Here is an 18,767-nt window from a genome sequence, read left to right as displayed (position 1 = left end):
GTCCCGCCACCTCCGGCAGGGCCAGACTCTGAAATGGATCAGCGCGGATTCTCGAAGAACACCGCGTTGGTGTAGTCGCTGATCTCGAAATACACCTTCTTCTCGCCCGGGTCCACCTGCATGTTGAGGTTTTCGTCCAGGGTTCCATAACCATAGCGGTAGGCGCGCGGTTTGCCGTCGTCGGTACCCAGCGCGGTGCTGACCTTGTCGATCTTGAGGAAGCGGCGCACCACCTTGTCGCCGGCGTACACCTCCAGCACGCCGTTGGTGCCGGTCCAGTTCTGGATATCGCGGCTGAGCTTGTTCTGCTGCTCCTGCGTGCAGCCGACGGCGATCAGCGTGGCAACAACCAGGGCGGCGGTCAGCAGGCGGCTGGTAGGCTTGTTGTGCATTCAATGCTCCAGGAGTTCTGGCAGGCATTGTGCCGCAGGCTCGCGCAGGCAGTGGTCGGCCACGCGGTCGAGCTCGGTCGGCTCCGGGTTGATCACCACCACGCGGGCGCCGCGCTGGTGGGCGGCCAGCGCCAGCCCGGCCGCGGGGTAGACCACGCCCGAGGTGCCGATGACGAGCATCAGGTTGCAGGCGTTCGCGGCCTCTTCAGCCGCTTCCAGCGCGCCGGCTGGCAGGCTCTCCCCGAACCAGACCACCGCCGGTCGGCGCAGGTTGCCGCAGACCGGGCAACGGGGCGGTCGCCCCGCCTGCAGTGCTCCGGCGTCGCAACACGGGCGCGCTGCATCCAGCCACTGGTCCTGCAGGATGCTGCCGTGGATGGCGATGGTTTCGTGGCTGCCCGCGCGCTGGTGCAGGCCGTCCACGTTCTGCGTGATGAGCGTGAGCCGGCCCGGGTGGCGCTGCGAAAAGGCCGCCAGCGCGAGATGGCCGGCGTTGGGAGTGAGCTTCGCGATCATCTCGCGGCGGAAGGCGTACCAGTCCCAGACGCGCTGCGGATGGGCGCGAAAGGCGGCTTCGGTGGCCAGCTCTTGCGGGTTGAACTGCGCCCACAGACCGGTCTGCGCATCTCGGAACGTGGGCACACCCGATTCGGCGCTGATGCCCGCGCCGGTGAGCACCGCGATGCGGCGTGCTTCACGGATCCACTGGCGCACCGTGTCCCGCATGGACGCGACCTTCAGCTGCGCTGGCGCAGTGCCTCGTACAGGCAGACGCCGCTGGCCACCGAGACGTTGAGGCTTTCCACTGCGCCAGCCATGGGGATGCTGACCAGCTCGTCGCAGGTCTTGCGCGTGAGCTGGCGCATGCCGTCGCCCTCGGCGCCCAGCACCAGCGCCACAGGAACCTTGAGGTCCACCTGGTACAGCGTCTTCGGTGCGTCGTCGCTGGTGCCGATGATCCAGATGTTGCGCTCCTTCAGTTCGTTCAGGGTGCGCGCGAGGTTGGTCACCATGAAGTACGGCATGGTCTCAGCCGCGCCGCTGGCCACCTTGGCCACAGTGGCGTTGATGCCCGCCGCGTGGTCCTTGGGCGCGATCACCGCGTGGGCTCCCGCACCATCGGCCACGCGCAGGCATGCGCCCAGGTTGTGCGGATCGGTGATGCCATCGAGCACCAGCAGCAGCGGCACGGTGCCGGCGGCCTCCAGGCCTTCAAGCAGTTCATCCAGCGAGTGCACCTGCGGCAGTTCCTGCACGCGAGCGGCCACGCCCTGGTGGCCGTGGCTGCCGGCGAGCTTGGCGATGCGCAGGCTGTCGGCCTCGATCAGACGCACGCCCGATTCTTTGGCGCGCTCCAGAAACTGGCGCATGCGCGCATCGCGACGCGTGGACTCGAAGTAAACCTCGACGACGGATTGGGGCGCGGTTTTCAGGCGCACGCCCACGGCGTGAAAGCCGAAAAGCACTTTGGGGGAAGACATCCTCAGATTATCAACGCCCTCCGGGCGCCCCGCGTCGCCTTCGGCTCGGATGATCACCGCCAGCGCGCAATGCCTCACCCAGGATGCGGCGGAACTGGCTCCGCCAGGCCGCATCGCATAGCCCCCTTGAGGGGGTCGCGCGCAGCGCGGCGGGGGTGTTCAGGTCAAGCCGGTGCTTCCGCGGTCTCCACCACCTGGCCGGCCTCGATCGTGATGCGGCGCTCGCAGCGCTGGGCGATGGCGCGGTCGTGGGTCACGAGCACCAGGGTCGTGCCCTGCTCGCGGTTGAGCTCGAACATCAGCTCCATCACCTTCTCGCCCGTGGCGAAGTCCAGGCTGCCGGTGGGTTCGTCGGCCAGCAACACGGCGGGCTGCACCACGAACGCCCGCGCCAGCGCCACGCGCTGCTGCTCACCGCCCGAAAGCACCTTGGGGTAGTGGCCCAGCCGTTCGCCCAGGCCCACACGCTGCAGCATGCGCGTGGCGGTGGCGCGCGCATCGCGCCGGCCCGCCAGCTCCAGCGGCAGCATCACGTTTTCCAGCGCGTTCAGGTTGCCCAGCAGCTGAAAACTCTGGAACACGAAGCCGACCTTTTCCGCACGCAAGGCGGCACGCTGGTCCTCGTTGATCACAAACAGGTCCACACCGTCAACCAGCACGGTGCCGCTGGTGGGGGTGTCCAGTCCGGCCACGATCGACAGCAGGGTGCTTTTGCCCGAGCCCGAGGCCCCCACGATGGCCGCAGTCTCCCCTTTGTTCAGGGAGAAATCGATATCGCGCAAAATGGTCAGGGTGCCCGTGGAGTCGGTCACCGACTTGAACACATGCTGCACAGCAATCATCACATCCGACATGGAAAGGCCTTCCGGTTGAAACGACGTCACTTTAACGCCCTGCTCGTCGGGGCAGCCTGCCTGGGGTCTATCGGTGCGGCGATGGCACAGACCGCCTCGGCGGCCACAGTGCCCACGGTGCTGGTGGTGGGCGACTCCCTGACCGCCGAATACGGCCTCCGGCGCGGCAGCGGCTGGGTGGCGCTGCTGCAGCAACGCCTGGACCAGGAAAAGATCCCCGCCCGCATGGTCAACGCCGGCATCAGCGCCGACACCACATCGGGCGGCCGCTCGCGCCTGCCGGCCCTGCTGCGCCAGCACAAGCCCGCCGTAGTGATCATCGAGCTCGGTGGCAACGATGCCCTGCGCGGCATGCCGCTCAGCATGACGCGCGACAACCTGGCCGCCATGGCCCGGCTTTCCCGCGGGGCCGGTGCCCGCGTGCTGCTGGTGGGCATGGAAGTACCGCCCAACTACGGCACCAGGTACACGCAGGAATTCCGCCAGGTGTTCAAGACCGTGGCGCAGGCCGAGAAGATCGGTCTGGTGCCCTTCCTGCTGGCGGGCGTGGCCGATGTGCCCGATGGGACAGCCACGCTGTTCCAGAGCGACCGCATCCACCCGAACGAACTGGCACAACCCACGCTCGCCGGCAACGTGTGGCCCGCGCTGCGCGGGCTGCTGACGAAACGATAATCCGGCATGCCCGTTCACACCCTGCCCGCCAGCGAAGCACTGACCCAGCTCGACCGCTTCGACACCATCATCGACGCCCGCACCGAAGACGAACACGCGCTCGACCACGTGCCCGGCGCCCTCAACTGGCCCACGCTGAACAACGCCGAGCGCATCACCATCGGCACGATGTACAAGCAGGTCAACGCATTCGAGGCCAAGAAGCGTGGTGCGGCCCTCTCCGCGCGCAACATCGCGGCCCACATCGAACGCGACGTGATCGACAAGCCCCGGGACTGGAAACCGCTGGTGTATTGCTGGCGCGGCGGCAACCGCAGCGGTGCCCTGGCCACCATCCTGGGCGCGATCGGCTTTCATGTCACGCTCATTGAAGGTGGCTACAAGGCCTGGCGCGCGGCACTGGTCGAGTCCCTGCCCGGCCTGGCCACCCGACTGCACTACCGCGTGGTCTGTGGCCCCACCGGCAGCGGCAAGACGCGGCTGCTGCAGTCACTCGCCGCCCAGGGTGCTCAGGTGCTGGACCTCGAGGCACTCGCGAACCACCGCAGCTCGGTGCTGGGACACATCCCGGGCGTACCACAACCGAGCCAGAAACGCTTTGACAGCCTGATCTGGGATGCCCTGCGCCACTTCGACCCGGCGCGGCCGGTGTACGTCGAGAGCGAAAGCAAGAAGGTGGGCAATGTGCGCGTGCCCGATGCTCTGATCGACGCCATGCGCGAGAGCCCCTGCATCGACCTGCGGCTGTCGGACGAGGAGCGTGTGGCGCTGCTGCTGGAGGACTACGATTTCTTCGTCCAGGACAGCGCGCATTTTTGCCAGCGGCTGCAAGCGCTGACCGAGTTGCGTGGCAAGGCCGTGGTAGAGGACTGGATCACGCAAGTGCAGACGGGGCAGACACCGGCGGTGGTGCTGGATCTGCTGAAGCTGCACTACGACCCGACCTACGCCCAGTCCATTTCCCGCAACTTCAAACAATACGCCCAGGCACACCCATGCGTGCTGCGCGACCGCTCGAAGATCTCGCTCGACAAAGCGGCCGCGTCATTGATGGCGTCCGAAGCTGCCGCGGCGCCGGCCTCGCTGGCCGGATGAGGCAGACCGCCTGAACCGGCGGCTCAGGCACCAAGCCAGAGCACGGCGACACCCAGCGGCAGGTTCAGATCAGCGGCACGCCGGTCTTGGACTGCAGGAACTCGCGCGTCACGTCCGGCGCCAGTTCCACCACTTTCAGGCCTTCGGGCGTGACGTCCATCACGGCCAGGTCGGTGATGATGCGGTCGACCACGCCGATGCCGGTCAGCGGCAGGGTGCACTGGGGCAGGATCTTCAGGTCTTCACTGCCGTCCTTCTTCTTGGCCACGTGTTCCATCAGCACGATCACGCGCTTGACGCCCGCCACGAGGTCCATGGCGCCGCCCATGCCCTTGACCATCTTGCCGGGGATCATCCAGTTGGCCAGGTCGCCCTTGTCGGTCACCTGCATGGCGCCCAGGATGGACAGGTTGATCTTGCCGCCGCGGATCATGGCGAAAGACTGGTCGCTGCCGAAGATGGCCGAGCCCTTCATGGTGGTCACGGTCTGCTTGCCGGCGTTGATCAGGTCCGGGTCCACCTCGTCTTCGTAGGGGAACGGGCCGATGCCCAGCATGCCGTTTTCGCTCTGCAGCCACACTTCGACGTGGTCGGGCACGTGGTTGGCCACCAGCGTCGGGATGCCGATGCCGAGGTTCACATAAAAACCGTCCTGCAGTTCCTGCGCCGCACGCGCGGCCATCTGGTCTTGGGTCCAAGGCATGGTGTTCTCCTTATTTGCGGTCGCGGGTGGTGCGCTTCTCGATGCGCTTTTCCGGGGTCGGGTTCAGCACGATGCGGTGCACGTAGATGCCCGGCAGGTGCACGTCGTCGGGGGCGATCTCGCCGGTGGCCACGATGCGCTCCACCTCGACGATGCAGATCTTGCCGGCGGTGGCGGCCGCGGGGTTGAAATTGCGCGCCGTCATGTTGAAGCGCAGGTTGCCGGACATGTCGGCCACATCGGCCTTCACCAGCGACACCTCGGGCACCAGCGAACGCTCCATCACGTAGGTCTCGCCGTCGAATTCGCGCAGTTCCTTGCCTTCGGCCACCAGGGTGCCGACACCGGTCTTGGTGAAGAAAGCCGGAATGCCGGCGCCGCCGGCGCGCAACTTCTCGGCCAGCGTGCCCTGCGGCGTGAATTCGAGTTCGAGTTCGCCGGCCAGGTACTGGCGCTCGAACTCCTTGTTTTCGCCCACGTAGGACGAAATCATCTTCCGGATCTGGCGCGTCTGCAGCAGCTTGCCCAGACCGAAGTCGTCCACGCCGGCGTTGTTGGAGATGGCGGTCAGGTTCTTCACGCCGGAATCGCGCAAGGCGTCGATCAGCGCTTCGGGAATGCCGCAAAGGCCAAAACCGCCCACGGCGATGAGCTGGCCGTCAGCCACCACACCCTTGAGGGCCTCGGCTGCGCTAGGGTAGATCTTGTTCACGTCGGTTGCTCCAGTGGTTGAACAGGGATGAATGCAACGATACTACGTAACAGCATACGTAGTTTGACCTAATGACTAACCCGAACACCGATCTCTCCGGCATCGACTACCGGCTCGCGTTCGACCTGGCGCCAATCGGGCTGGTGCTCTCGCGTCAGCGCACGATTGTGGACTGCAACCAGGCCTTGTGCGAGATGTTTGGCGCCGCGCGCGAGCAGCTGGTGGGCCAGAGTTTTCTGGTGCTCTACCCGAGTGCCGACGAGTACGAGCGCACCGGGGCGCGCATCGCCCCCATCCTCGGGCGCAGCGGCACCTACGCCGACGACCGCGTCATGAAACGCGTGGACGGCCGCTTCAAGGGCGAGACCTTCTGGTGCCACGTCACGGGCCGCGCGCTGCACCTTGAGGCACCCCACGAGGCCGGCATCTGGAGCTTCGAAGACCTGAGCTCACGCCGCGCGGTCAAAGCCGAACTCACCGGGCGCGAACGCGAGGTGGCCGCCTTTCTGATGGGCGGTCTGACCAGCAAGGAAATCGGCAAGACGCTGGGCATCAGCCACCGAACGGTGGAGATCTACCGCGCGCGGCTGATGCGCAAGTACCAGGCGCACAGCACACCGGACCTGGTGCACCGACTTCTCGCAGGTTAAGCGCGATCCGGCGCCGGGCAGCCCCAAGCCGGATCAGCCCCCTCGGGGGGCAGCGACCCGCGCAAGCGGTGGAGCGTGGGGGTTGTCAGTTCACTGCGGCTGGTAGCCGCTGTCCTTGATGATCTTTGCCCAGACCTCGCGGTAGGCCACCTCGCGCTTGCCCAGCTCGGCACCGCTCATGAAACCCACGGTCAGGCCCATGGCGGTCAGCTTGTCCTTCACATCGGACATGACGATCACTTTCTGCAGGGCCGCAGCGAGTTTGTCCAGCGCGGCTTTGGGTGTGCCCGCCGGCGCGAAGAGGCCGTAGTACGGCACCTCTTCGAAGCCCTTGATGCCGAGCTCGGTGAAGGTCGGCACCTCGGGCAGCGCGGCCTGGCGTTGTGTGCCCATCACGGCGACCACGCGCAGCTTGCCGGCCTTGTGGTTCTCGATGAAGTCGGGCACCGAGCCCACGCCCGCGGGAATGATGTTGCCCAGCATGTCGCCCATCATGGGCGCGCTGCCGCGGTAGGGTGCGGCCACCAGGTCCAGGCCAAACTGCTTGCCGATCACCTGCACGGCGAACTGCGGCGTGGACGCGGGCGCGGGGATGCCCATGGTCGCCTTGCCGCCGCTGCCCTTGACACTGTCGATCCAGGCCTTGAAGTCGCGCGCGGGTGTGCCACCCGACAGCGCCACGGCGTTCACGAAGGTGGCAAACCCGGCCACGGGCACGAAGTCCCTGGCGGGGTCGAAGCCCGGGTTTTTCATGGTCAGCGGCAGGATGGACACACTGTGGTCGTGACTCAGGAACACGGTGTGGCCATCGGCCGGCGCGACCTTGAGCGCATGCGCGGCGAGCTGCCCGCCCGCACCGGGCTTGTTGTCCACCAGCACGTTGCCGCCGAGCTCGGTCTGCAGGCGCTCGGCGAGGATGCGGGCAACGGCATCGGAACCACCACCCGCGGGAAAGCCGACAAGGATTTTGGTGGGGATCTGCGCCTGGGCAAGACCGAAACCAGCGACGGCGGACAGGGCCAGCGCGAGGCGGCCGGCACGGGTGATGAAGGAACGGCGGGGCGATGTCATGGGTTCAACTCCTGAAGAAAAAAAACAGTGGTGTTCGGGGTGGCGCAGTCAGGCCTTGGGCGGCTCCACCACCTCGGCCGCGGTGCGGAACGCGTCCACCGAGGTGGGGATGCCGCAGTAGATGGCCGCGTGCAGCAGCACCTCCTGGATTTCCTGCACGGTGGCGCCGTTGTTCAGCGCGCCGCGCACATGGCCTTTGAGTTCGTGCTGCTTGCCCAGTGCGGTCAGCATGGCCACGGTGACCAGGCTGCGGGTCTTGCGGTCCAGGCCTTCGCGTTGCCAGACATCGCCCCAGGCGGCGCGCGAGATGTGGTCCTGGATCGGCTGGGTAAAGGGCGTGGTGCCGGCCAGGGCCCGGTCCACGAACGCATCGCCCATGACCTCGCGGCGGGTGGCCAGGCCCTTGTCGTACTGCTGATCCTGCATGCTGTGCTCCATGTGTCTGTTCAACGTGGGCCCCAAGGATAAACTTTCGGGACAAGCAAAACCCTGACCGGAGACAAACCATGAGCGATGCACGCTACCCCCTGCCCGACCTCAACACCCTGCCCGAGGACCTCAAGGCCAAGATCCTGGAGGTGCAGGAAAAAGCCGGCTTCGTCCCCAACGTCTTCCTCGCGTTGGCCCGCCGCCCGGCCGAATGGCGCGCCTTCTTCGCCTACCACGATGCGCTGATGACGCCTGAGACCGCAGGGCGCGAGAGCGGGCTCACCAAGGGCGACCGCGAGATGATCGTCACCACCACCAGCGCCGCCAACCACTGTCTCTACTGCGTGGTGGCGCACGGCGCGATCCTGCGCATCTACGAGAAAAAGCCGCTGGTGGCCGACCAGGTGGCGGTGAACCACCGCAAGGCCGACATCAGCCCGCGCCAGCGCGCCATGCTCGACTTCGCGATGAAGGTCTGCCTGGCCTCGCATCAGATCGACGACGCCGATTTCGCCGCTCTGCATGCCCATGGTTTCAGCGACGAAGACGCCTGGGACATCGCCGCCATCACCGCGTTCTTCGGCCTGTCCAACCGCATGGCCAGCTTCAGTGGCATGACGCCCAATCCGGAGTTCTACCTGATGGGGCGCGTTCCCAAGGCGAAGTGAACGGCTGTCGGCTGTCGGCTGCCAAGAATCAGCCCGGCAGCCGCGGCAGGCCACCCGCGCTTTCGATCAGCGCGCGGGCATGCGCCGACATCGCCACCGATTTCTGTCGCGGAAAATCGACCCACACCACCGTGGCACCACCGTTGGCGTAAACCGTGTCTGGTTCATCGGTGCGCAGCATCTCGTGGTAGGTGTCGAACGAGGTGCGGCCCATGGCGCCCAGGTAGGTGCGCACCAGCACATCGCCCGGAAACTCGAGCTGCCGGATGAAGTTGCAGAAGGCGTTGACGATCACCGGCCCCTCGCCCTTCGGATCGGCCGGCAGGCCCATGCCGAAGAACCAGTCCAGGCGCGCGATCTCCATGTAGCGGAAGTACAGCGTGTTGTTGACGTGGCCCATGGCGTCCATGTCGCCCCAGCGGATGGGAACGACCACGCTGTGCACCAGCTTCTTGTCTTCGGGAAGGTCCAGTTTCATCGGTGTGCCTTGATGGATGCGAGGATGCCCAGCACGAACAGCATGCAGGCCGCCCATTGAATGGCGGCCGGCCACTGCCCGCTCCAGGCAAAGGTGTAGATCAGTCCGAACACGGTTTCGCTCACGATGAGCTGACCCGCCAGGCTCGGACTCAGGCGCCGGCTGGCCATGTTCCACAGCACCGCGGCCACCCAGGCCGATCCGATGCCGGTGACCGAGCACACGGTCACAAAAACCCAGAAGCCGGGTCGGGCCGACATCTCGCCCCAGGCCGATCCCCACAGCGCCCACAACAGCAGCGCACCCACTCCGGCGGCCACGCCCAGCCAGTTGGCCCACTCGGTCGAATTCACTTCCGGGTGACGGCCCAGCCAGGCGGCGTTGAGCAGGCCGAAGGCGGTCCAGCTCGCCATCGCCGCGACGGCGTACAGGATGCCGCGCCACAGGTGTGCGCCACCCGCCTCACCCGCGGCCTCACCCGTGGACTGCATCATGAGCAGCATGCCCAGCGCCGTCAGCAGCAGGCCCGGCACCAGCGCCACCCAGCGCATCGCCTGCGGTTTGCCCAGCACCATGACCCAGAGGGGAATCGTGCCGATGATGAGCACCGGCAGGGCCGCGCCGGCGTCGGCGATGGCCAGCACGAGCAGCAGGTAATAGCCGGTGTACCCCAGCACGCTCAGGACCAGCGCGGCACCGGCCTGCCGCAGCGTCGGCACACGCGGCACCGGCCCGCCCGCTGCGCGGTGCACGTGGCCCAGCAACAGCAGCAAGGCCGAGAACAAGCCGCAGGCCACAAACCGGCCCACGGTGTAGTCCACCGAGGTGAACCCCTCGACGATCAGCGGGGCGACAAAGGTCATGCCCCAGAAGGCCCCGGCGCCCAGCCCCGCCAGGATGCCCGTCACCATGCCGGACGGCCAGGCCAGCGGCCGTCCGGCGTCAACCGACATCAAGCGTCACACTCCAAAGCCGTCGTCGGCAGCGATCACGGCGCCGTTGATGAAATGGCTCTCGTTGCTCACCAGCATCATCAGCACGGCGTCCAGATCGGAAGGTTGACCCACGCGTTTGCGCGGCAGCATGTTGATGAGTTTCTGGCCCTGCTCGGTCTGCCAGTGGTGGTGGTTGATTTCGGTGTCGATGTAGCCCGGGCAGATGGCGTTGACGTTGATGCCGAAGCGGCCCCACTCCGCCGCCATCGCCTTGGTCATGTGCACCACCGCGGCCTTGCTCATGCAGTACACGCCGATCTGCGGCAGCACCTTGAGCCCGGCCATCGAGGCGATGTTCACGATGCGTCCGCCCACATAGGTGCCGGGTGCCGCCCCGTTGGCCCGGGCCAGCATGCGTTTGGCCACTTCCTGTGCGACAAAAAACGCGCCCTTGGTGTTGGTGTCGAACACGAAGTCGTAGTCTTCTTCGCTCACCTCCTGCAGCCGCTGCGTGGTGCTCACACCCGAGTTGTTGATCAGGATGTCGATAGCGCCCACTTCGGTTTCGGCGTGTGCGACCGCGGCCTTGATAGAGGCCAGGTCGGTCACGTCGAGCGCGACCACATGCGCATCGCCACCATCGGCTTCGATGTGGGCACGCAGCGCCATCAGGCGGTCGGTGCGGCGGCTGGCCAGCACCACGGCGGCTCCGGCATTGGCCAGTGTCTTGGCGAACTGCTCACCCAGACCGCCCGAAGCGCCGGTGATGAGGGCCACGCGGCCCGAGAGATCCAGGGTGTAAGCCATTTAGAGTTGCTCCTCGAATGAGACCATCGCGAACACGCTCGCGCCAGACGTGACATGGATTGTGGCGCATCGCCCACTAGAATCCGTCTCCATCACGACAATGTCTGCCCCATGTTCCTGACGATGGGCTTGCGCTGTCAGACGAAACATCCACCAGAGACCGCACCCCATGAGCCCAGAAGAAATCCTCAGCACCTACGGCCCACGCGAAGCGATGGAATACGACGTGGTGATCGTCGGCGGCGGCCCCGCCGGCCTGGCCACCGCCATCCGCCTGAAGCAACTCGCAGCCGACAAAGGCAGCGAGATCAACGTCTGCGTGCTGGAGAAAGGCTCCGAGCCCGGCGCCCACATCCTCAGCGGCGCGGTCATGGACCCCAAGGCCATCACCGAACTGTTCCCGAACTGGAAGGAACTCGGCGCCCCGCTGAACCAGCCCGTGACCGGCGACGACCTGCTGGTGCTGAGCGAAACCGGCGCCCAGCGCACGCCCGACTGGCTGATGCCGCGCAACTTTCACAACCACGGTTGTTACGTCATCAGCCTGGGTGCGGTCACCAAGTGGCTCGGTGAGCAGGCCGAAGCGCTGGGCGTGGAGATCTTCCCCGGCTTCAGCGCCGCCGAAGTGCTTTACAACGACGACGGATCGGTCAAAGGCGTCGCCACCGGCAACCTCGGCGTGGGCAAGGACGGCGAGCCGATGGAGAGCTTCCAGATCGGCATGGAGCTGCATGCGAAGTACACCGTGTTCGCCGAAGGTGCGCGTGGCCACCTGGGCAAACAGCTGATCGCGAAGTTCAAGCTCGATGAAGGCAAAGACGCCCAGACCTTCGCCATCGGCATCAAGGAACTCTGGGAAGTGCCGGCCGACAAGGCCAAGCCCGGTCTCGTGGTGCACACGGCCGGCTGGCCGCTGAACGACGACGCCTTTGGCGGCGGTTTCTTGTACCACCTCGAAGGCAACAAGGTCACGCTGGGCTATGTGATCGGCCTGGACTACCAGAACCCGTGGATGAGCCCGTTTGAAGAGATGCAGCGCTGGAAGACGCACCCCAGCATCAAGGCGCACATCGAAGGTGGCAAGCGCCTGGGCTACGGCGCCCGCGCGCTGAACAACGGCACACCCCAGGCCCTGCCCAAGCTGGTGTTCCCGGGTGGCGCGATGGTCGGCTGCAACGCAGGCTTCCTGAACGCCGCGCGCATCAAGGGCAGCCATGCGGCCATCAAGAGCGGCATGTTGTGCGCCGAGGCCGCGTTCGAAGCGGTGGCCGCAGGCCGCAGCAGCGACGAGCTGACCGCGTTCGAGACCGGCTTCAAGGCCAGCTGGCTGCACGAGGAACTCTGGACCTATCGCAACTTCAAGAACTGGTTCAAGAAGAGCCCGCTCATGGGCAAGCTCATGACCGGCGTCGAACACTGGTTCCTGCCCAAGATCGGTGTGTCCAACCCGCCCTGGACGCTGCACAACACCACCAAAGACCACACCAAGCTCAAACCGGCCAATGAAATGCCGCAGATCACGTACCCGAAACCCGACGGCGTGATCACCTTCGACCGCCTCTCCAGCGTGTTCGTCAGCAACACCAACCACGAAGAGCAGCAACCGGCGCACCTGACGCTGAAAGACGCCAGCGTGCCGGTAAACATCAACCTGGCGAAATACGCCGGCCCCGAGAGCCGCTACTGCCCGGCCGGGGTCTACGAGTTCGTCAACAAGGACGGGGCCGATCAGCTGGTGATCAACGCGCAGAACTGCGTGCACTGCAAGACCTGCGACATCAAGGACCCGACGCAGAACATCGTCTGGGTCACGCCCGAGGGTGGGGGTGGTCCGAACTACGCCGGCATGTGAGGCGCTCAAACCCTTGAAATGGTCGCTCGAAGCGGCCATTTCCCTTTGCAGCAACGCCCGGGCCGCACCCTGCGGCTGATCGGCAGGTCAAGTATTGCAAAAAGTATCAAGGCAGATATTCTGGCGGTACCTGTCAACCCACCGCCATGAACACCGCAGCCCTCTACCAGCACCGCTGGACACTGATCCGGATGCCCCTGGCGTTGTTCGCCATCGCACTGGCCAGCGCGGTCTGGTGGTGGTGGTATCCCATTCCGCCGACCCGGCTGATCATCAGCACCGGGCAGGCCGATGGCGCCTACCAGTTCCACGCCTCGCGCTACGCCGAAGCACTGGCCCGCCGGGGCATCCAGCTGGACGTCCTGCTGTCGGACGGCTCACCCCAGAACCTCGAACGCCTGCGGGCCGTCCCCGCATCGGCCGATCTGGCCCTGGTACAAGGCGGCTTCGGCTGGTCTTCCGCCGTCGGCCCTGGCATTCCGAAGGCTCCTGTGCAGACGCTCGCCAACGTGGACATCGAAGCCTTGTGGCTGTTCAGCCAGGGCGTCCCGCTGACCACGCTGACCGATCTCGATGGCCTGCGTGTGGCCGCCGGGCCCGAGGGCAGCGGACACCGCAACCTGTTGCGGCGCCTGCTGGCGCAGGACCGGGTCCCGCCCGAAGACATCCGCTGGTCGGACCTCAGTGGCCTGCCCGCCCGCGACGCCCTGCTGCGCAACGAAGTGGACGCGGTGTTCATGGTCTCTGCGCCGCGTTCACCTGGCGTGGAGGGCCTGCTGGCGGCCCCCGGCGTGCGGCTGGCGACGCTGCAGGGCACCGGGGCGATCGCCGAACGCAACAAATACCTCGAAAGCCGCCTGCTGCCCCAGGACGGCATGGGCGCCAACCTGCCCTCTGTGGACACGTCCATGCTGACCACACCGACCCATCTGCTGGCCCGCGAAGACCTGCATCCCGCGCTCAAACGGGTGGTGACCGCCGTGGCCCTGGAGGTGCATGGCGAGGGTGGACCCTTTCATCGCGCCGGCGAGTACCCCACCTTGCACGCCAGCGACTTCCCCTCAGCGCCCGAATCCCGCAGTGTCATGTTGCGTGGTCCCAACCTGTTTGAAAGGCACCTGCCGTTCTGGTGGGCCCAGGTGGCCAAACGCCTGCTGCTGATCGGCCTGCCGGTGCTGCTGGTCACGACCCTGCTGCTCCTGCTGGTGCCGGCCTGGCTGCGCTGGCGCCTCGAAGGCCACGTCATGCGCTGGTACGGTGAGCTGCGCTTCATCGAGGACGATCTCGCCAGCCAGAATCTGGATGTCGGGGGCATGGCGCTCAGCCACATCCACAACCGCCTGAACCACATGGAAACGGCCATCGCGGCCATGCAGCTGCCGGAGGAACTGGCCCAGCACTGGTTCACCCTCCGGCAACACGTCGAGTTCGTGCGTTCGCGCATCCTGGAGTACCGCGGACGATGAAACTCATGCTGCTCTACCGCCACCGCTGGCTGCTGATCTACCTGCCCATCCTGCTGGCGCTGGCGGTTGCGCTGACCATGGTCACCCGACTCTGGCATCCGCTGCCACCGCCGCGGCTGGTGATCGGGACCGGTCCGAACCAGAGCAGCTACCTGCGGCTCGCCCAGCTTTACGCCAGCCGCCTGGAACACCACGGCATCGCCGTCGACCTGGTCACCCACCCCAGACCACAGGACGCGCTGCAACACATGAAGCCGGGTGACGGTGCGATCGACGCCACCTTTGCCCAGGGCCTGTACGCCCCCGCCAACGCATCCCTGGCCCCGGCCGACGGCGTGCAGGCGCTGGCCGTGATCGGCCACGAAATCATCTGGGTTTTCGCACGCGAGGACATCACAGACATGGGGCAGCTGCGGGGTCGGCGCATCGCCACATCGGTGGCGGGCTCGTCCAACCGGATCGCGGCCGATCTCCTGCTGGCCCACCTGCACATCCGTCCCGACGAGGTGAAGTTCGTGCCCGAGGTGGGTGACTCGGCGATCGCCTCCCTGACCGGGGGCCGTGTGGATGCCGTCATCCATGTCGCCACCGGCGATTCCCAGACCGCCAACGCGCTCGCCCGGATGGACGGCGTGCACATCCTGGGCATGGAGCGCGCCGGCGCCCTGGCAGCACGCGAACGCCGGCTGCGGACCGTGGTCATGCCGCAAGGCGCCATCGAACTGCGCAGCCAGCTGCCCGCCAGTGACCTGCCCACCATGGTCACCCAGACGCACCTCCTGGCCAGGCCTGGCCTGCACCCCGCCCTGCAGCGCGCGCTGCTCGATGTGGCCGGCGAGCTGCACGTCATGAGCGGTTTTTTGGAGAGCCCGGGTCGCTACCCCACCACGGTCGGCAGCGACTTCCCGGTCTCACCGGTCGCCCTGCAGCACGCCAGCGGCATGCGTCCCTGGATGGAGACACTGCTGCCCTTCGGCATGGCGCAAAGAACCGAGCTGTTCCTGTATGCGGTACTGCCGCTGAGCCTGCTGGGTGTGGCCCTGCTGCTGCGCGCGCCGCGCTACATCGACTGGCGGGTCGACGCCGCGCTGCAGCACATCTACGGCGAAGTGCGCTTCATGGAGGAAGACCTCGCCCGGCAACCGGCCCACAAGCCGGTCTCGATACAGCCCCTGCTGGAACGGCTGGACACCCTGGAGCGGCAGGTGGCGCAAATGCAGCTGCCCAACCGCTACGCCGGACGCGGGTACACCCTGCGCCAGCATCTCTACCAGACCCGTCAGCGCCTGATCGTGATGCACGCGAGCTGAGTCAACAGGCTCCGCAGCCCGCCCATGCACCTCCATGCCGAGCTGATGCAGCGTCTTCAGGCACTCGCCAGCGGGCCGCGTCGCCTGCTCGGCATCGTCGGCGCCCCCGGTTCGGGCAAGTCCACGCTCGCCCACCTGATCGCCCAACACCTGGGTGAGCAGGCCCAGGCAGTCCCCATGGACGGCTTCCACCTCGCGCAGGCCGAACTGGAACGGCTGGGCCGGGCCCGACGCAAAGGCGCTCCCGACACCTTCGATGCCGCGGGTTATGCCGCACTGCTGCGCCGCCTGCGTGCGCAAAGCGGTGACGAGGTGGTCTATGCGCCCGACTTCCGGCGCGAGATCGAAGAGCCGGTGGCCGGCGCGCTGCCGGTGTTCGCCCGCACGCCGCTGATCGTCACCGAAGGCAACTACCTGCTGCTCGACGAAGGCGACTGGGCACCGGTGGCCGGGCTGCTCGACGAAGTCTGGTACCTGCACGTGGACGCCGCCCTGCGGCTGGAGCGCCTGAAGCGCCGGCACGAACAGTTCGGCCGCAGCCGGGAACAGGCACTGGACTGGATCGCCAGCACCGACGAACCGAACGCCCGGCGGATCGAAGCGTCGGCCCACCGGGCTCAGCGCCACATGGGCTGGGATCCGGCGGCCAACTGCTACACATTCCTGAGCATTTGACCCCATGCTGGCCGCGGCTTTCACACCAATGACATGCGGCGCCGGCAGAGTAGCGCCTGTCGTTGGAGCAAAAAATGTTGAGAAAAACAGAAAAGGGCCGGCTGGAGCTGCGCCCGGGCAACCGCACCCTGGGACAGCGTGAGCGGGCCATACTGCTGCTGGCCGATGGACAGCAAAGTGAACCGCAGATGGCGGGCCTGTTCACCGGCGACGGCCGGAAGCTGATTGATCTGCTGCTGGAGCGGGGCTATCTGGAGCGACAAGGTTCCGGGCAAGCGGGCAAGGGCCACGCCAAAGAGATCCAGCACATGCCGAAAAGCGTGCTGGAGCCGGACCCGGCCAGCACCGTTGGTGGGCACGGCGATGCTTTCACAGGCACCCGGTCGCTGGCCACCGCCCGCATGTTCCTGTTCGATCTCAGCGAGCGCCTGTTTGCCCCGCGCGACAAAGCCCTCGCGGCCCGATACCGGTCCGCGCTGCGCGAGGCACGCGATGCCGTGGCCATGCTCGCGGTGGGCCGGGAGATGATCGTTGACGTGGAAGCGCTGGCAGGCAGCGAGCGTGCCGACGGCATCAGTGAGCGGCTGGCGAAACTGTTGCCCGTGGAACTGCTGGAAACCATGGGTTGAGCCCGTTAGGGCAAGCTATCCGTTAAACTCGCCGGGTCAGGAGAGAGCCCCCCGAACCGGGAGCCGCCGAAGGCGCAGGCGACCGCTACACGGTCCTGAACGCTCAGGCAAAAGGACTGGCAAGCACCGGCTGCAAAGCGGGTGTACCCCCCTGGAGAGAGACCGCCCGCGAGGCGGTCCACCGAAGGAGCAAATGCGGCATCGCCCGCGTGAATCTCTCAGGTAAAGCGGACAGCGGGGCAGCGCACGGATGAACCGTGTCCACCCTCCCCCGGGAGGCCTGCCCCATCAGCGAGCGCTTGAGCGCCGCAGAAAGCCCGCCGTGACCGACGCCTCCGAACTGCTCAAGACCCCGCTGCACGCCCTGCACCTGGAACTCGACGCCCGCATGGTGCCCTTTGCCGGTTACAGCATGCCGGTGCAGTATCCCGCCGGCCTGATGGCCGAACACCTCCACACCCGCAGCGCTGCCGGCCTGTTTGATGTCTCCCACATGGGCCAGCTGCGCCTGGTCGGGCCCGACGCCGCCGCGGCGTTCGAAACCCTGATGCCGGTCGACGTGATCGGCCTGGGCGTGGGCAAGCAGCGCTACGGCCTGCTGCTCAACGAAGAAGGCGGCATCATCGACGACCTCATGTTCGTCAACCGGGGCGACGACATTTTTGTCATCGTCAACGGTGCCTGCAAACACGGCGACCTGGCCCACATCAAGGCCTGCATTGGCCAACTGTGCCACGTGGACGCGCAGTTCGAGCGCGCCTTGCTTGCCCTGCAAGGCCCGCAGGCCGTCACAGCCCTGCAGCGCCTGCTGCCGGACGTGGAAAAACTGGTGTTCATGACCGGTGCGGCCTTCACCTGGGCCGACGCCGACCTGTACGTTACCCGCAGCGGTTACACCGGTGAGGACGGCTTCGAGATTTCGCTGCCCGCCCCGGTGGCAGTCGACTTTGCCCGCGCCCTGCTGGCGCAACCCGAAGTGAAACCGGTGGGACTGGGCGCGCGCAACTCGCTGCGCCTGGAGGCGGGCCTGTGCCTCTACGGGCAGGACATCGACACCACCACCACGCCGGTGCAAGCCGGTCTGAACTGGGCCATGCAGAAGGTGCGCCGCACCGGTGGCGAGCGCGCCGGCGGTTTCCCGGGTGCAGCCCGCGTGCTGGCCCAGCTCGACGGCACCGAGCAGCTGACCCGCAAGCGCGTGGGCCTGGTGGCGCTGGAGCGCGTGCCGGTGCGCGAACACGTCGAGCTGCAAAACACCGCGGGCGACACCATCGGCGAAGTCACCAGCGGCCTGTTCGGCCCCAGCGCCGGCAAGCCCGTGGCCATGGGTTACGTCAACCTCGAGTACGTCGCCACCGGCACCCGCGTCCACGCCATCGTGCGCGGCAAGGTGGTGCCCATGGACGTGGCGCCCATGCCCTTCGTGCCGAACCGTTACTTCCGCGGCTGAACAACCCCTTTTCTGTCCACTTTCTTTACTGGAGCCCTTCATGACCACCAAGTACACCGAAGACCACGAATGGATCAGCGTTGACGGCGACGTCGCCACCGTCGGCATCACCCACCACGCACAGGACGCGCTGGGCGACGTGGTGTTCGTGGACCTGCCCGAAGTGGGCAAGAGTTTTGCCCAGAAGGACGTGGCCGGCGTGGTCGAGTCCGTCAAGGCCGCGGCCGATGTGTACATGCCCGTCAGCGGCGAGATCACCGAAGTGAATGAAGCCCTGCGCGCCGACCCCTCGCTGGCGAACAGCGACCCGCTGGGCGCAGGCTGGTTCTTCAAGGTCAAGCTGAGCGATGCTTCGCAAGTGGATGCCCTGCTCGACGAAACCGCTTACGCCGCTTTCGCGGCTTGAATTTGGCCCACCCCTGCCGCGCTGCGCGC

General features: G+C 66.5%; 22 protein-coding genes and 2 riboswitches. Of the genes, 11 read left to right on the top strand and 11 right to left on the bottom strand.

All coding sequences use genetic code 11. From position 1 onward, the window contains the following. Positions 1-38: 38 nt before the first annotated feature. The 4 genes from AC0GNO_RS12235 to AC0GNO_RS12220 all read right to left on the bottom strand — a co-directional run bounded on the left by AC0GNO_RS12235 (position 39) and on the right by AC0GNO_RS12220 (position 2,727). Complete coding sequence (locus AC0GNO_RS12235; RefSeq protein ID WP_472904098.1) at positions 39-392, bottom strand: hypothetical protein; 354 nt, start codon at positions 390-392, stop codon at positions 39-41. Continuing rightward, the gene (locus AC0GNO_RS12230) at positions 393-1,118 is read right to left on the bottom strand and encodes an SIR2 family NAD-dependent protein deacylase (RefSeq protein WP_472888800.1); all 726 of its coding nucleotides are present in this window, start codon (positions 1,116-1,118) and stop codon (positions 393-395) included. 11 nt (positions 1,119-1,129) lie between these two features. Next, on the bottom strand, positions 1,130-1,873 hold the full coding sequence (gene rlmB / locus AC0GNO_RS12225; protein WP_472888801.1) for a 23S rRNA (guanosine(2251)-2'-O)-methyltransferase RlmB: 744 nt from the start codon (positions 1,871-1,873) through the stop codon (positions 1,130-1,132). Positions 1,874-2,037: 164 nt separating this feature from the next. Next, positions 2,038-2,727: an ABC transporter ATP-binding protein gene (locus AC0GNO_RS12220; RefSeq protein WP_472888802.1), complete on the bottom strand. Its 690-nt coding sequence runs from the start codon at positions 2,725-2,727 to the stop codon at positions 2,038-2,040. Between AC0GNO_RS12220 and AC0GNO_RS12215 the strand changes: the two genes are divergently transcribed. Together AC0GNO_RS12215 and mnmH are read left to right on the top strand one after the other, a co-directional pair. Beyond that, positions 2,698-3,402 (top strand): arylesterase, encoded by a 705-nt coding sequence (locus AC0GNO_RS12215; RefSeq protein ID WP_472888803.1) that lies wholly within the window; start codon positions 2,698-2,700, stop codon positions 3,400-3,402. The genes AC0GNO_RS12220 and AC0GNO_RS12215 overlap by 30 nt on opposite strands. A 6-nt stretch (positions 3,403-3,408) precedes the next feature. Continuing rightward, entirely contained in the window at positions 3,409-4,497 is a 1,089-nt protein-coding gene (gene mnmH / locus AC0GNO_RS12210) for a tRNA 2-selenouridine(34) synthase MnmH (protein ID WP_472904097.1), read from the top strand. Between the two features lie 64 nt (positions 4,498-4,561). Here the strand turns inward: mnmH and AC0GNO_RS12205 are convergent, their stop codons facing one another. Further along, entirely contained in the window at positions 4,562-5,200 is a 639-nt protein-coding gene (locus AC0GNO_RS12205) for a CoA transferase subunit B (protein WP_472888805.1), read from the bottom strand. Between the two features lie 10 nt (positions 5,201-5,210). After that, positions 5,211-5,912, bottom strand: a complete 702-nt coding sequence (locus AC0GNO_RS12200; protein WP_472888806.1) for a CoA transferase subunit A — start codon at positions 5,910-5,912, stop codon at positions 5,211-5,213. Positions 5,913-5,983: 71 nt separating this feature from the next. Between AC0GNO_RS12200 and AC0GNO_RS12195 the strand changes: the two genes are divergently transcribed. Then, the gene (locus tag AC0GNO_RS12195) at positions 5,984-6,562 is read left to right on the top strand and encodes a helix-turn-helix transcriptional regulator (protein ID WP_472904096.1); all 579 of its coding nucleotides are present in this window, start codon (positions 5,984-5,986) and stop codon (positions 6,560-6,562) included. Between the two features lie 90 nt (positions 6,563-6,652). Here AC0GNO_RS12195 and AC0GNO_RS12190 read toward each other — a convergent pair whose 3' ends face one another. After that, on the bottom strand, positions 6,653-7,633 hold the full coding sequence (locus AC0GNO_RS12190; protein ID WP_472888808.1) for a Bug family tripartite tricarboxylate transporter substrate binding protein: 981 nt from the start codon (positions 7,631-7,633) through the stop codon (positions 6,653-6,655). 48 nt (positions 7,634-7,681) lie between these two features. Next, positions 7,682-8,059, bottom strand: a complete 378-nt coding sequence (gene pcaC / locus AC0GNO_RS12185; protein WP_472888809.1) for a 4-carboxymuconolactone decarboxylase — start codon at positions 8,057-8,059, stop codon at positions 7,682-7,684. Between the two features lie 80 nt (positions 8,060-8,139). On the opposite strand from pcaC, the gene AC0GNO_RS12180 reads away from it, so the two are divergent. After that, the gene (locus AC0GNO_RS12180; RefSeq protein ID WP_226466046.1) at positions 8,140-8,730 is read left to right on the top strand and encodes a peroxidase-related enzyme; all 591 of its coding nucleotides are present in this window, start codon (positions 8,140-8,142) and stop codon (positions 8,728-8,730) included. A 28-nt stretch (positions 8,731-8,758) separates the two neighbouring features. Here the strand turns inward: AC0GNO_RS12180 and AC0GNO_RS12175 are convergent, their stop codons facing one another. The 3 genes from AC0GNO_RS12175 to AC0GNO_RS12165 are packed head-to-tail and all read right to left on the bottom strand — an operon-like array spanning position 8,759 to position 10,950. Further along, positions 8,759-9,208, bottom strand: coding sequence for an acyl-CoA thioesterase (locus AC0GNO_RS12175; RefSeq protein WP_472904095.1), 450 nt, complete (start codon positions 9,206-9,208; stop codon positions 8,759-8,761). Next, a complete protein-coding gene (locus AC0GNO_RS12170; protein WP_472904094.1) occupies positions 9,205-10,161 on the bottom strand; it encodes a DMT family transporter in 957 nt (318 codons plus the stop codon). The genes AC0GNO_RS12175 and AC0GNO_RS12170 overlap by 4 nt, the downstream gene beginning before the upstream one ends. Before the next feature lie 6 nt (positions 10,162-10,167). Further along, positions 10,168-10,950 (bottom strand): SDR family oxidoreductase, encoded by a 783-nt coding sequence (locus AC0GNO_RS12165; RefSeq protein ID WP_472888812.1) that lies wholly within the window; start codon positions 10,948-10,950, stop codon positions 10,168-10,170. Between the two features lie 169 nt (positions 10,951-11,119). Here AC0GNO_RS12165 and AC0GNO_RS12160 point away from each other — a divergent pair, with 169 nt between their 5' ends. The 7 genes from AC0GNO_RS12160 to gcvH all read left to right on the top strand — a co-directional run bounded on the left by AC0GNO_RS12160 (position 11,120) and on the right by gcvH (position 18,738). Next, positions 11,120-12,802, top strand: coding sequence for an electron transfer flavoprotein-ubiquinone oxidoreductase (locus AC0GNO_RS12160; protein ID WP_472904093.1), 1,683 nt, complete (start codon positions 11,120-11,122; stop codon positions 12,800-12,802). A 146-nt stretch (positions 12,803-12,948) separates the two neighbouring features. After that, positions 12,949-14,268, top strand: coding sequence for a TAXI family TRAP transporter solute-binding subunit (locus AC0GNO_RS12155; protein WP_472904092.1), 1,320 nt, complete (start codon positions 12,949-12,951; stop codon positions 14,266-14,268). Then, a complete protein-coding gene (locus AC0GNO_RS12150; protein WP_472904091.1) occupies positions 14,265-15,578 on the top strand; it encodes an ABC transporter substrate-binding protein in 1,314 nt (437 codons plus the stop codon). The genes AC0GNO_RS12155 and AC0GNO_RS12150 overlap by 4 nt, the downstream gene beginning before the upstream one ends. A gap of 24 nt (positions 15,579-15,602) precedes the next feature. Beyond that, complete coding sequence (locus AC0GNO_RS12145; protein WP_472904090.1) at positions 15,603-16,253, top strand: nucleoside/nucleotide kinase family protein; 651 nt, start codon at positions 15,603-15,605, stop codon at positions 16,251-16,253. A gap of 74 nt (positions 16,254-16,327) precedes the next feature. After that, positions 16,328-16,882 carry a hypothetical protein gene (locus AC0GNO_RS12140; RefSeq protein WP_472904089.1) on the top strand — a complete coding sequence of 185 codons (555 nt, stop codon included), beginning with the start codon at positions 16,328-16,330 and terminating at the stop codon, positions 16,880-16,882. A gap of 27 nt (positions 16,883-16,909) precedes the next feature. Then, positions 16,910-17,011, top strand: a riboswitch (glycine riboswitch). A 12-nt stretch (positions 17,012-17,023) separates the two neighbouring features. Further along, a riboswitch (glycine riboswitch) is annotated at positions 17,024-17,127 on the top strand. Between the two features lie 77 nt (positions 17,128-17,204). Continuing rightward, on the top strand, positions 17,205-18,332 hold the full coding sequence (gcvT, locus tag AC0GNO_RS12135; RefSeq protein WP_472904088.1) for a glycine cleavage system aminomethyltransferase GcvT: 1,128 nt from the start codon (positions 17,205-17,207) through the stop codon (positions 18,330-18,332). Between the two features lie 40 nt (positions 18,333-18,372). Beyond that, complete coding sequence (gene gcvH, locus AC0GNO_RS12130; RefSeq protein WP_472904087.1) at positions 18,373-18,738, top strand: glycine cleavage system protein GcvH; 366 nt, start codon at positions 18,373-18,375, stop codon at positions 18,736-18,738. The last annotated feature ends 29 nt before the right edge of the window (positions 18,739-18,767 follow it).

It is taken from the genome of Hydrogenophaga sp. L310 (genome assembly GCF_055703065.1).
Note: the sequence above shows the minus strand (reverse complement) of the source record. Positions and strands in the feature narration are given on the sequence as shown.